At 62.0% G+C, this 12,922-nt stretch carries 9 protein-coding genes; 4 read left to right on the plus strand and 5 right to left on the minus strand.

The genetic code is table 11. From position 1 onward, the window contains the following. Position 1: 1 nt before the first annotated feature. Positions 2 to 5,641 (minus strand): IPT/TIG domain-containing protein, encoded by a 5,640-nt coding sequence (locus AC5P7X_RS11765; protein ID WP_346607212.1) that lies wholly within the window; start codon positions 5,639 to 5,641, stop codon positions 2 to 4. 218 nt (positions 5,642 to 5,859) lie between these two features. Here AC5P7X_RS11765 and AC5P7X_RS11770 point away from each other — a divergent pair, with 218 nt between their 5' ends. Continuing rightward, complete coding sequence (locus AC5P7X_RS11770; RefSeq protein ID WP_495214871.1) at positions 5,860 to 6,834, plus strand: cytochrome-c peroxidase; 975 nt, start codon at positions 5,860 to 5,862, stop codon at positions 6,832 to 6,834. On the opposite strand, the gene AC5P7X_RS11775 is transcribed toward AC5P7X_RS11770, so the two are convergent. The 3 genes from AC5P7X_RS11775 to AC5P7X_RS11785 all read right to left on the minus strand — a co-directional run bounded on the left by AC5P7X_RS11775 (position 6,831) and on the right by AC5P7X_RS11785 (position 8,962). After that, entirely contained in the window at positions 6,831 to 7,247 is a 417-nt protein-coding gene (locus AC5P7X_RS11775; protein ID WP_146146946.1) for a hypothetical protein, read from the minus strand. The genes AC5P7X_RS11770 and AC5P7X_RS11775 overlap by 4 nt on opposite strands. A gap of 843 nt (positions 7,248 to 8,090) precedes the next feature. Next, complete coding sequence (locus tag AC5P7X_RS11780) at positions 8,091 to 8,411, minus strand: hypothetical protein (RefSeq protein WP_206620807.1); 321 nt, start codon at positions 8,409 to 8,411, stop codon at positions 8,091 to 8,093. A 71-nt stretch (positions 8,412 to 8,482) separates the two neighbouring features. Continuing rightward, complete coding sequence (locus AC5P7X_RS11785) at positions 8,483 to 8,962, minus strand: GNAT family N-acetyltransferase (protein WP_206620806.1); 480 nt, start codon at positions 8,960 to 8,962, stop codon at positions 8,483 to 8,485. Between the two features lie 133 nt (positions 8,963 to 9,095). Between AC5P7X_RS11785 and AC5P7X_RS11790 the strand changes: the two genes are divergently transcribed. Both AC5P7X_RS11790 and AC5P7X_RS11795 read left to right on the plus strand, forming a co-directional pair. Beyond that, complete coding sequence (locus tag AC5P7X_RS11790; protein WP_495214872.1) at positions 9,096 to 11,291, plus strand: AsmA family protein; 2,196 nt, start codon at positions 9,096 to 9,098, stop codon at positions 11,289 to 11,291. 73 nt (positions 11,292 to 11,364) lie between these two features. After that, entirely contained in the window at positions 11,365 to 11,850 is a 486-nt protein-coding gene (locus AC5P7X_RS11795) for a TspO/MBR family protein (RefSeq protein WP_235648142.1), read from the plus strand. A 16-nt stretch (positions 11,851 to 11,866) separates the two neighbouring features. Here AC5P7X_RS11795 and AC5P7X_RS11800 read toward each other — a convergent pair whose 3' ends face one another. Then, positions 11,867 to 12,160, minus strand: a complete 294-nt coding sequence (locus tag AC5P7X_RS11800; RefSeq protein WP_235648141.1) for a hypothetical protein — start codon at positions 12,158 to 12,160, stop codon at positions 11,867 to 11,869. Between the two features lie 127 nt (positions 12,161 to 12,287). On the opposite strand from AC5P7X_RS11800, the gene AC5P7X_RS11805 reads away from it, so the two are divergent. Further along, positions 12,288 to 12,875 carry a biliverdin-producing heme oxygenase gene (locus AC5P7X_RS11805; RefSeq protein WP_495214873.1) on the plus strand — a complete coding sequence of 196 codons (588 nt, stop codon included), beginning with the start codon at positions 12,288 to 12,290 and terminating at the stop codon, positions 12,873 to 12,875. The last annotated feature ends 47 nt before the right edge of the window (positions 12,876 to 12,922 follow it).

Raw genomic sequence — 12,922 nt, forward strand, 5'->3', positions numbered from 1 at the left:
CTCAGGGCGAGTTCGAGACGGAAACGGTCGCGTTGGCGGACCTTCCGAGATCCGGATCCGCCAGGATCCAGTACGTTCCCGTCTCCGGCAACGTAAGGTTCAGGCTTGAGGCGGTCGTCGGCCCGGTCGTTCCTATCGCATATCCGCGGCGCCGATCACTGGGCTTGAAAATCTGATAGACGACGCGACCTCCGGCGGGCTGCGTGGCCTGCCCTGCCACCTGCAGCGTGACCTTTTCGCCCTGCGCACCCGCAAAGGTCAGCAGGCCATCCTGACCGCGACGCGACAACGCGAGAGGAGCACCAACCCCGCGTTGCAGGGCGATCCCAATGTTGGACGACAACGTTGCACTGAACTGCATCGTCTGTCCTGGCGCCACTGCCTGGACCAGGATGCTGTAGTCCCCGGCCACGGTGTTGTAGAAATCGATATCGCAGCCCCCGTCGCTGACATAGCAGTACGACGTGTCAGCAATGCTGGCGCCACTGGGAGAGTACGCGTACACACGGACGTGATTCCCTTCGCTGAGGGTCAGGCCACTGATGGCGAACCCGAGGTTCCCCCCCGCCGTTGCCTGGAATCGGAAATGCGCCGACTGACCCTGTTGGCTAGAGGCAAACTGGGTATCCGGGCCATCCACAACCAGCGGGTTCAATCCGCCGGTGGACAAGGTAACCTGCCCATTGGTAGTGGCACCGTTGTCTGGATCTGCCCAGACCCAGTACGTTCCAGACTCTGGCAGAACCAGATTGATCGACCCTCCCGATGTCGGCGTGATGACGCCGACCTCGTAGGTGCGACGCCGATCACTGGGCTTGTATATCCGATATCGAACCGTCTTCGCCGATGGCGTGGTGGATTGCCCGGCAACAAGCAGGGCTACCGACTCCCCTGCAGTCCCGGTGAAGGTCATTACTGCATCCTTGCCACGACGATCCAATTGCAGATTCAGTGAAACATCCCGAGCGAGTGCAGGGCTGATGCTGCTGCTCAACCCTGCCTTGAACTGCATGGTCTGTCCTGGCTCCGTCGCCGAGACGATGACGCTATATGTTCCGGAGGTAGGGTTATAGATATCAATGTCGCAGCCGCCATCAGCGACGTAGCAGTAAGAGACATCGCCCACGCTGTCGCCATTGGGGGCGTATGCGTAGATGCGCACATGGTTGTTGCTACTGACCGCTAAGTCGCTGATCCCGAAGCCCAGGTGCTGACCAGCTGCCACATTGAAGCGGAAATGGGCTGACTGTCCGGGATGAGCCGAAATGAACTGAGCCACTGCTCCATCGCGCTCCATACCACTGGCCGTTCCGGTGGAAAGTGTCACGTGCGAACGGGATGCTGCCCCCTTGACTGGATCAGCCCATATCCAATACGTACCCGTCTCCGGCAGTACCATGTTGATCGAACCGCCGGTCTGCGGACTGACCGAATGGATGTAGTAGCCGCTCCGCCGATCGCTCGGCTTGTAGACCCGATAGATCACCTGACGATCTCCGGGCACCGTTGTCTGCCCAGCCACCTGGAAGGCCAAGCTTTCCCCCTGCGTGCCGCTGAACGTGATCAGCCCATCCTGACCGCGGCGCGTCAGATCGAGTACCGCAGGAACATCGCGCTCCAGTGAAATACCCCTGCTGGACGAAAGCGTTGCATTGAACTGCATTGCTTGGTCGCCGTGCTCCGGAACGATCATGACACTGTAAGTACCCGCGGTCGGGTTGTAGATGTCGATGTCGCACCCTCCATCGGCAACATAGCAGTACGAGTCATCCTGGATGCTGCTGCCATTGGGTGCGTAGGCGTAGATCCGAACTTGCGTCCCACTGCTTACAACCAGATCGCTCAGGCCGAAGCCAAGATGCTGGCCAGCAACGGCATTGAATCTGAAGTAGACCGTCTGTCCAGGAAGGATGGTTTCCACAGGTACTGATCCGCCGCTCTGGGACAGGCCACTAGTGGTCCCCGAGGAAAGCGTGACCTGTGCGCTGGCGGTTGCGCCATTGTCAGGATCGGCCCATACCCAGTACGTGCCAGTCTCTGGCAGCGACATGTTCAACGAACCGCCGGCAAGTGGCGTGATCGAGCCGAAGAAGTATCCGGACCTTCGATCACTCGGCTTGTAAATGCGGTAACGCACGCTGTTGCCAGCGGGTGCGGTCGCTTGGCCTGCCACCTGCAGTGCCACGGTCTCACCCTGAGTGCCATTGAAGGTGAGCACCCCGTCCTGGCCGCGACGCGAAAGCGTCATCTGGCTTGGGCTGTCACGAATCAGTTCAGCCGGTGCACTACTGGACAGCGTCGCGGTAAATTGCATGCGCTGCCCTGGCACGGATGGCACCAGCACCACGCTATAGGTACCCGGAACCGGATTGAAGATGTCGATGTCACAACCGCCCCGCTCGACATAGCAATACGAATCATCCTGGAAGCTGTCCCCGTTGGGGGTATAGGCGTATATCCGGACATGCGTGCCATCAGAAACCGCCAGGTCACTGACGGCAAAGCCAAGATGCTGGCCCGCCGCCGCAGTGAAGCTGTAATGTGCGGATTGCGCGGGCTGATCTGCGACAAAGGCCGCCGCCGCACCATCCAGTACCATGCCACTGGTGGTGCCGGTGGACAGTGTGACCCTGGCACTCGCGGCTGCTCCAAATTCAGGATCAGCGTATACCCAGTACTCGCCACTCTCAGGCAGGCGAATATTCACTGCCCCGCCCGTTTCCGGAAGGATGCTGGCGATGTGATAGCCCGCCCTACGGTCGCTGGGCTTATAGACCCGATAAGCAACCGTCCTGGCTGCAGGTACGGTGGATTGACCCGAGATCTGGAAGGCCACGGTCTCACCAGCCATGCCGCTGAACGCCAGCAAGGCATCCTGGCCACGCCGATCCAGGCTCAGATTGAATGGTACATCCCGCGAAAGAGTGGAGCGCAGCGCTGACGAAAGCGTAGCCCGGAACTTCATCGTCTGAGTCGTACCCACCGGGCGCATGACGATGCTGTAGGTTCCACTCACAGGGTTGTAAAGTTGTACGTCGCAACCGCCATTGTTCACATAGCAATATGTTTCGTTGCCCACACTGGCACCGCTTGGCGCGTAGGCATATATCCGGACGTGCGTGCCATTGTTGACGCTCAGATGACTGACGCCAAAGCCAAGGTGCTTTCCTGCCACCGCATTGATGGTGAAGGACACGTCCTTGCCTGCAGCGCTTTGATATTCCCCTATGCTGCCGTCCTGCTCCATTTCACCCAGAACGCCCGCTTCCAGGGTCAGCGTTGACGTCGTAGTTGCACCGTGTTCCGGGTCAACAAAGACCTGGTACGTGCCGGCGACATTGGTGTCTATCAACAGGGTTTTCTCGCCCGCAGCGTAGCCGGAAGCGATGGTCGTGCCATCCGGACGAAGCGCCCGGAAGTACACGCCCGCTCCCATTGGCTCTGTGGTTTGCGCTGTGATCTTGAGAGCAATCACTTCGCTGGCAGATGCTGGAAAGACCAGGCGTGCATTCTGGCCGTGGCGAGGCAAGACCAGAGCAGTTGGTGTGCCACGTGTCATGTTCACCACAAGATCGCGGGACACGGTTGCGTTGAACGTCATGGTCTGGGTTGAATCCAGGGGCACGACTTCCACGCCATGAACGCCCGCTTCCAGCGACGACAGGTTCAGATCGCAACCGGAATTCGCCAGGTGACAGGTTGTGTTAGCCAACAGGACGCCATTGGGACGATACACATTCACAACCACGCCGCTGCCGTCCGCGATGATCAGGTTGCTGATACCAAGGCCCAGAGAATCCTCTTGGGATGCGTTGATCTGGAAATATGCAGCCTCCCCTGCCCGCGAAAGTGCGTGAGTTGAAGTGGCGCCATCAATGAAGGGACTTCCCTCACCGGCACTCAACAGTACTTCCGTTGCAACTGTTTCCCCGTATCCAGCGTCGATCACGACGTCATAGGTGCCGGTGGCTGGAAGGGCCAGGTTCATTACCATTCCACTTGCTACGGCTAGGGACTTCCAGAGGGTTCCATCTGGATGGTGAACCCGATAGTAGACATTGCGACCTGCGGGCAGGGTCGTCTGACCAGCAACCAAGAGTCCAAGCACCTCACCTGCCGTTCCGGTGAAGCTCAGCCTTGCATTCTGCCCAGGGCGCAAAAGGGAAATGGGCAACGGCGTGGCGCGCGCCAAAGTGTGCTGCGAGTCAGTGGACAACGCTGCCTGGAAGGCCAACAGGCGAGTGCCTGACGCTGCAGGTGCTATCAGAATTGCGTGCCTGCCCGTACTCAGGGCCGAGAGATTGAGGCTGCATCCGTTGTTGGCCTGCGTGCACTGCTGGAATCCAGCCTGCCCTCCATCAGGCCCCTGCACAGTCACTGTTGCCGAACCCCACGCTGGAGGACCGGTCTTCTCCGCCAAACCCAGCCCCAACGGCACTCCCTTGCGAGCGTCGAACACCAGTCGACGACTCTGTGCTGCAACGCTCGTACTTACCTCCTGCAGCGTGCCATCAACATCCAGGACGGCGGACCGCTCCAACTGCAGCTTCCATGCCAGCGGCCCCGCCTTGGGAGTCAGCACCAGCAGGTGAGTGCCCGCAGACTTCAATGCAGGCATGTGGAAACTTGGCGAGTTGGCCGAGACTGTGCCGGAGGCCAGGCGTTTGTTGCCGACTCCATAGAGAGCAAAGTTGAGCTCGCTGGCCAGTGCGGAAAATTGGGCGCTGATGTAGTCCCCGCCCTGCGCATCGAACAGGATGGCAACGCCTTGACCGGCGGCAGTCGTCGAAAGATCGTTGAGTTGGCCATCAACAGCCAGTCGTTTCACAGCTCCAATCGTCGACTCGTCGATTCCCGGCGGTACAACGAGTACGTCGTCCGTACTCACTGCGCTTCCATACGGTGTGGTGACCCGGACTCTGCCGCTGCTCGCGCCACTTGGAACCGGGGCCTGAAGTGCGGTGTTGCTAGCCTGTTCCAGGGACAGTGGGGCCATGCCGAGGCGCGCACTGGTCTGCCCGGCGAGCGGGAGCAATGACTGCCCGCTGATGGTCAGCGCGCCCCCGGTTGTGGTGATGTGAGGGCTGACTGCGGTGATGAGCGGGGCGCGAGGTTGTGCATCAACGACGAATGGCACGTCGCTGCTTGCCGTCTGCGCACCCACGGTAACGGTCAGCACACCAGTGGTGGCCGCCGAGGGAACGGTGACTGTCAGACTGCCTCCACTGGCGGCGATGACGCTGGCAGGCACTCCATTGAAGTGAACGGTGTTCTGCGCCGGCGCAGCGCTGAATCCCCGCCCTTTCAGCGTGACCCGGTCTCCTGCGCCGCCGTGACGTGGTGCGAAATCAAATATGGCGAGCGCGCCAGACGCCAGGCGTTCAACCCGCTTGATGTTACCCAGCGTGTCGTAGTGATAACGCGCCGTGTCGCCGGCGCTATTGGTCACCGCGATAAGGCGACCGTTGGCGTCGTACACGTAGTCGGCAGCCAAAGTCGATTCGCTTCCCAGCAGCAGGGCAACGAAGCCAGCAATGCGCAGCCCGATACGGCGCACAGCACTGGGCCCAAAGCTGCGCGCACCGAGAAGCGCATAGAGCCAGCTAGCACGTCGTGAAACGCGGTATTGCGGAACGTCCATATCCCTTGGTCCCGTCTGCTAGTGCACATGTTGTTCAACGACAGCACGTGAGCCCGCTTGCGTGGCCCGGCATGCCTTCCATTGGCAGTTCCACAGCTTCAATAGTAGTTGCATAATTTCCAAGGGCGTGTCAAGTAACGACATCCAGGGCGATGGAGCGCATGGCGTTGAGTGGAATACTTCAGACCATTCTTGTGACATCCGTCATGTTTTTCGCCATGAGCGGACTTACGGGATGCGGCCTCTCCCCGCCGAGCTCCGACACCAACGGGGACGCGACCTCAATCGCCTTGGGGCGGGAGCTGTTCTTCGATCAAAGTCTGAGTGCCGATGGAACCATCAGCTGTGCGAACTGCCACGTTCCCTCGAAGTCATTCACAGATGGCCAGGGTGTCTCAATCGGCGTCCGTGGCGTGCCTGGCACACGAAACGCCCCAGACCTCTCTGATGCAACTGCCTACTCCACGTTGTTCTGGGACGGCCGGGAAAGCGAACTCAAGGTGGTGGCGCTGCAAGCATTCACTAATCCCAGGGAGATGGGATTGCCTGACGAAGCTGCGCTGCTTAAACAGATCAACACCCAGGAGCGCTACGCGCGTTTTGCGCAGGGTCGCCCTCTGAATCAATCAGACATCGCTGAGGGCCTTACGCAGTACTTACGATCTTTGCCACGGCAACCGACACGCTACGACCGCAGCATCGGTGAACCTTCACTTCTAAGCATGGATGAGCGCGCTGGTCTTGCACTGTTTGCTGGCAAGGCAGCCTGTACGGAATGCCACCTGCTTGCTGGAGATCCGGCCGCGTTGACTGACCAGAGGTTCCATCACGCCGGCGTTGGGTTTGAGCAGATCGCCGGGGACGTAACTGCATTGCTGGGGCGGCTTGAACAGTCCACGCGCACGGGGCAGCCCTTGGGTGAACTTGTGCTCTCCGAGCGGGAGATTGCGGAGCTTGGTCGCTTTGCAGTGACTCGGAGACCGCCTGATCTGGGTGCGTTCCGCACTCCCAGTCTGCGTAACGTCGCACGCACAGCGCCGTACATGCATGACGGGAGCGTGGCGACCCTCGACAAGGCGGTAGAGCGTGAAATCTACTACCGCAGCTTGGGGCGAGGCCGCGCCGTGAACCTGACGGTTACTGAGCAGGCGCAACTGACCGCCTTCCTGCGCGCCCTGTCCACCGAGAATTAGTGGGCAGGCGCCGGCTCGTTGATATCAATATCACGCGTGGTCAGCAAAGTGTCGCCGACACTGACTTCGAGCAGATACCGACCCGGCTCCCACTCCCGCGCGTTCGTTGGCGCAAGTGTCAATCTAGCTTGCTTGGTGGTGGCAGTCTCGGATGCAGAGGACGCAACCTGGCCTGTGGCCAGGTTGATGAAACGCGCCTGGAGTTGGCCGGCGTTCTCTGGCGGCACCGTATTCAGCACGACATCGACGGTCAGATTGTCCTGCACGGTGAAGGGTCGTGTGCGCACTGAGCCATGCGCATCCCCGCTATCAATCGTCAGGGACTGCAGCGAAACGGGGCTGATCGCCGCCAGTTCCTGTGATGGGCCTGCCTTTCCGCAGGCGGCTGCCGCTGTTAGCACGAAGAGCATCACGGGGAGAGTCCTTGCCTTCATAAGCACCACGCCTTTCCATGACTGAGCTGACTGGAGTATGGCACCGCAAGCAGGTCATGCGCGAGTTCCGTTCCGCGCACCGCCCCTCGGCTCATGTCGGTTCTGGCCGAAACAATGGCCGCTAGCCCGAGCCTCCCTGGCCGCAGCGCCAGCCATCATCGATGACAAGCCGACGAACCTTCTACCGCACCATCAGCAGCTGCTCTGGAGGGGCCCTCACATGGCACTGCTTGAACGTGAATGGCACAGGATCCCCGAGCGCTACCGGTCGCCCACACCAATTGCGATCTTGAACTGGGGAGACAACCCAGAACTGGCTATGTCACTTGCATAGCGCGCAACAAGGCTAGAGCCATTCCGACTGAGGAGTTACCTGACCCTCCATTGGCATTGCCCCAACTTGAGAGCACTGCATTGGCAATGCACCAAAGTCACAACCTAGGATTGTTCAATGTCCAACTTGCCCACAGTGATCCGTGCGCCATCTTGGTGCATTCCGAGGACCCCGTCCTTACAAATCAACAAGATGAAATTCTTCAAACTCCGAGCGTGCAACACCGCCCTTTGGGCTTCCCTCAACCTCTGCAGGAATGGCAAAGGATCTTGCGGATCTGACAGTGACCGGTAAAGACAGCTTTGCGGGGGTAGTTTTGCCGCTGATCTTGCCGTGGCTGCACGCCCGCCTGGCAAGAGCGCTTTCGCCGATTCGGCACCAACGACCGAGGCCTCAGGAGCGCGTTCTGGCACCCCAGCCGTAGCCACTCACTGGTCGTGACGCGTCACGCTATTCGGCTCGTTCCATGCCGGCGAGTTCCATGCCATCTAGGCGCGGGCCCGCGTCGATGCGCTGAGGATGAGCGTCACATACGCAATCAACGTGCCGGCCGCCAAACCCCAAACCTCCATCTCCCAGTTCCTCCGGTACGGGGATGGGCCTGTCACCGCCCAGACCAACAGCAAGGCGGCCGTCACCAGCACCGTCCTGTTGGCGATGGAAATGAGCTTGTCTGCAGATTCATGGCCCAGATTGGGATCCCATCCGAAGAGCCAACGCAGGCGCTTCCAGTAGTCGTGCCCCACAGCCAACAGAAAGAGGAACGCGCCCGCCAGCAGACTCAGCAAAAACTGTACCAATGGATTCAAGGGACATCCTCAGGAATTGTGCAGCCAGCCTCGGCTGGATATCGCCGACCACGTGCGACCAGCGCATCGCATCACAGGAACGTGTGCATCACAAAGACATCCACCAAGCCCAGCGTCCCATGCCGGAACGCCTTCGGTAGCGTTCCCACCACATCGAACCCCAGCTTCCGGTACAGCGCCACGGCCGGGGCATTGGTACTGACCACGTAATTGAACTGCATGGCCAGGAATCCTTCCGCCCTCGCCCGCTCCAGGCTGTGTTCCACCAGGGCCCGGCCCACACCTTGCCCTTGTGCCGGCGCATCCACCACATACGTGGCGCTGGCCACATGCGCCCCAAGGTCAGGGAAATTCGGGCCCATCTTGTACATGCCCACCACTCGGCCCTGCAGAACGGCCACATAAGGTGCCTGGGCCTGGAACCAATGCGTGCGAAACGTCTCGACAGCGAAAGAGCCAGCAAAGGGCAGCGCATCCTGCGCCGCAATGGCCGTCTTGAACATGCCCCACATCGCGTCGAAATCGCCTGCACGGGCGGGCCGGATCTCCATGCGTCTCCTGCAGATCTGTGGTCGTGACCAGGCCGGACACTACCAGAATCCAGCACCCGCCCCGTAGCTGCTTCACGCGCCACCGCCATCGGCTCCGTAATAGTTGTGGAAATTCCGGCTCTCAGAGCAGTAGATGTCTCCTGTTTCCGTGCACATCCCGCACCGGCTTCGACGGTGGCGCGTCCCCGCCTACGTCCTGCTGGGCATCTATCTGCTGTACCTGCTGGCCGGCAACATCTTCCTCAATACGCCACTGTTCGATCAGGTCACCAACCGCAAGCCGCACAAGTTCGTGATGACCACCGGCCCGGCCATCACGCTGCTGCCCGGCCATGTCATCGCCTGGAACGTGCACATGCGCGGCCACGTGAACCACACGGTCTACGTGCTGCATGCCGAGCGCGCCAGCGCCCGGTTGGCGGTGCTGCCCCTGTTCCAGCGCGAGGTGCGGGTTCCGCGCTTGCAGGCGACGGGGGTTTCCGCCGAGATCAGCCGCGTCGAAGAAGCCATCCCGCCACCGCCGCGCAGCGACCGCGGCTGGACGCTCCGTTTCGACGCCATCCACAGCGACAGCATCCGCAGCGCACGCTTTGGCAAGTTGCTGATCATTGGCAAGGGCCGGGGTACGGTGGGCTTTCTCAAGCAGCTGCGCGGCGGGCCGTCGGAGCTCTTCGAATCCGAGGTGGCGTTCAGCGATGCGGACACCAGTTTTGACGGCGTGCAGCTGTTGGGCGACATGGATCTCACAGCGCGCTTCAGCTATCCGCGCCACTATCGGGACCAGGCGCCCGGTCTGGCCAAGTTGAAGCTGCTGCATGCCCAGCTTGAGGTCGACGCCCGCAGCCAGGGCCTGCGCATGGACACGGATGCCACAACGCCGAAGATCTCCAGCGCGCCCGTGCCCGGACGCCTGCAGCTGGCGCTGCACCTGATCGACGGCCAGCTGCAGCCCGGGGACCGCGCGATCTGGCAGGTGCCGCTCTACCTGGGTGATGGTGCCCCCAATCGCGGTGTGCTGGCCCTGCAGCTCAATGTGTTCAACGACCTGCGCCTGCAGGCCCGCCTGCCGCCCAAGCCCGGCTCAGGCAGTGAAGTGGATGCGAATCTGCGCGTCCGTGGCCGGGACATCCCCTTCCAGCAGCCCGCCCAGCTGCTGGAACGCAGCTCTGGTACCGTGCGCGGCGAATGGACGTTCACTTCGCTCAACTGGATCCCTGCCCTGTTCGTTCGCAAGCCGTGGCTGCAGCTGGACGGCGGCGGCACGCTGAAGGCGGACCTGCGCGTGCGCAACGGCGAACTGATCGAAGGCAGCACCGTGGACATTCCGGCCGCCGAAGCCGTGGCCGAAGTCGCGGGCGTACGACTGGCGGGCACGGCCAGCGCCCATGGCGAATTGAAGGCCGGCAGCCCCAGCCAGGCACAGCTGGCTGTCCGGCTGCCACGATTCACTGCTCGGCCAACTGATGCCAAGGATGTGCGCCTGTTCGACGGCCGTGATCTGGCCCTGGACCTGAGCGGCGATGGTCGCCTGCAGGAGCTGCGCAAGGGTGTCCGCGCGCACCTGCGATTCAGCCAGGCAACCATTCCCGACCTGGCCGCCTACAACCGCTACCTGGGCTCGCCGCAGGTGCGGCTGCTCCGTGGCACCGGCAGCCTGAGCGGCGATGCCACGCTCGACACCGATGGACGCGTCGGCCATGGCACTGCCCGGCTGCTGGGGCGCAATGCCAGTGCCAAGGTGGCAGGGCTGGACATGGGCGGCGACATCGACGTGAAGGCAACACTGCGCCGCGGTGACTTCAATCAGCGTCATTTCGATCTGTCCGGCACCACCGTCGAACTTCGCAATGTGCAGGTGGCGGGCGCAGAGCGGGCAAGCGCATGGAAAGGTCGCGTGGCCTTCAAGCGTGGCCGCATCGACGCGCAGTCGCCCTTCCAGGTCGATGCCACCACGGACCTGGATCTCAGCGATGCCCGGCCGTTGCTTGCACTGTTTGCAGAGCGTACCGACTACCCGCGCTGGACCCTGTCGCTGCTGGATTCCGGCCAGGTGCAGGCCCGGGCGACGCTGCGCTGGCGCCCGGGCCATCTGATCATTGATGGACTCCAGGCCGAGAACGATCGGCTTTCGGTACGCGCGCGGCTGGATCTGCTCGACCAGCGCAAGCGCGGCGATCTCTATCTGCGGTGGGGGCTGCTGGGCGCGGGGATCGAGCTGGACGGTGACCAGCGCCAATGGCACCTGGCGAAGGCAAGGGAGTGGTTTGACCAGCGACCTTCCCTGCTGCCAGCGAGCCAGGGAGCGGGTGCCGTCGGTTCTTCAGATTGAAGGCCAGCAACCTGCATCCATTCGCTGCCTCTGTGCGTAGACAGGCAGCACAAGCATCAGGGAGCTGCACGCTATGAAGCGGAGTTCACAGGTTTCCGGATTTCTGGGATGGGTGGCAATCACTTTCGTCGCGGCCACGCTGGGGGCATGGGCGTCCACGTCCGCGGCAAGCTTCTACGCTACCCTCACGCTTCCGGCATGGGCGCCACCGGCCAGCGTCTTTGGTCCGGTGTGGACGCTGCTCTACGCCATGATGGCGGTTGCCGCGTGGCTGGCCTGGCGCGAACGTGGCTGGCGCGGGGCACGACCCGCGCTGCTGCTCTATCTGGTGCAGTTGGCCGTCAACGCACTGTGGAGCTGGCTGTTCTTCGGCTGGAAGCTGGGCGCGCTTGCCTTCGCCGACATTCTTGTATTGATCGTGTTGGTGTGCGCGACGATCGTCGCGTTTGCGCGTAGCCGCCCGGCCGCGGCGGTGCTGCTGCTTCCCTACCTAGCCTGGATCCTGTTCGCCTCGGCGCTCAACTTCGCCGTCTGGCGGGCCAATCCAGGGCTGCTGTGACACGCGGATCCAGCGTTCATGCCTGGGCCGCGGCCTGTGGGCGCCAGGTCCGCAGCAGGGCCGGCTTGAACGCCTGCTGCCCGCAACCGGTGGGGCACCGCACCACCCGCGCTGCAGTATGGCTGACCAGGCCCTGCCCTTCTTCTGCCTTGAAGATCGTCTCGCAGGAAAGGCAACGCGCTACCAGCGAGTACAGGTGCAGCAGCCGGCCACTGGCTGGATCCTGCAGTGCATCCACATCCAGCAATTCAAATTGGCAGCTGTCAGGGAGCATACGGTACTGGGGCGCGGGTGCGGTCTGCAGGTTCACGGGCGTGGCATCTGTTGGAATTGCAGTCACCGTAGGGCAGCCGCTGTCTAGCTGGCGTGCAGCGCAGATGTGCTGGCCGCGAAACCTGCACCGGTCTCTGCATCGAAATCTGCTAGGGTGCGCGCCGATGCCTACATCCACATTGCCAGCACAACCCGATCACCCCATTGCCCTCAGCGCCGCCCTGAAAGCGCACACCCGAGCGGCCCACGATCGCCTCGACCAGCACCTGTTGCAGCAACACATCTTCGCGTCGCGCCAGCGTTACCTCTGCTTCCTGCGCGTGCAATGGCACTTCCATAGCACTGTTGCGCCGCTGTACCGGATGCAGGATCCGGGCGCGACCCGCTTGCCGCTGATCGAGGAGGATCTTTGCGACCTCGGCGCTTCCATGCCGGCACCCCATGCCTGGCAACCGCAGCCGCATGTGTTCTCGAAAGCGACCGTTCTGGGCTGGCGCTACGTGGCGGAGGGCTCGACGCTGGGGGCGGCCGTGCTGTTGAAGATGGCCGCTGCGTTGCAGCTTCATGCCGGGTACGGAGCGCGCCACCTGCGCCCTTCCAACCTCGGTGTGGCCGAATACTGGAGACGCGAGCGGGAGGAACTGGATGCCCTCGTTTTAAGTGGCCAGGAGCGCGCGCAGGCATGCAGGGGCGCGACAGACGCCTTCCAGTTCATCCGTCGCTGCGTAGATGAAGAATTCAGGTTTGAATGAAAGGCCCTTCACGTTCACGTGGTGGTATGCGGCGGCACGCTTTTGCT

The organism is Stenotrophomonas sp. YJH_SMC_53 (assembly GCF_059369995.1).

Excerpts from the sequence above, each read along its gene's own strand:
- AC5P7X_RS11765 (WP_346607212.1), bottom strand. The coding sequence starts at position 5,641 with ATGGACGTTCCGCAATACCGCGTTTCACGACGTGCTAGCTGGCTCTAT.
- AC5P7X_RS11785 (WP_206620806.1), bottom strand. The coding sequence starts at position 8,962 with ATGGAGATCCGGCCCGCCCGTGCAGGCGATTTCGACGCGATGTGGGGC.
- AC5P7X_RS11790 (WP_495214872.1), top strand. The coding sequence starts at position 9,096 with ATGTCTCCTGTTTCCGTGCACATCCCGCACCGGCTTCGACGGTGGCGC.
- AC5P7X_RS11770 (WP_495214871.1), top strand. The coding sequence starts at position 5,860 with ATGAGCGGACTTACGGGATGCGGCCTCTCCCCGCCGAGCTCCGACACC.
- AC5P7X_RS11805 (WP_495214873.1), top strand. The coding sequence starts at position 12,288 with ATGCCTACATCCACATTGCCAGCACAACCCGATCACCCCATTGCCCTC.
- AC5P7X_RS11795 (WP_235648142.1), top strand. The coding sequence starts at position 11,365 with ATGAAGCGGAGTTCACAGGTTTCCGGATTTCTGGGATGGGTGGCAATC.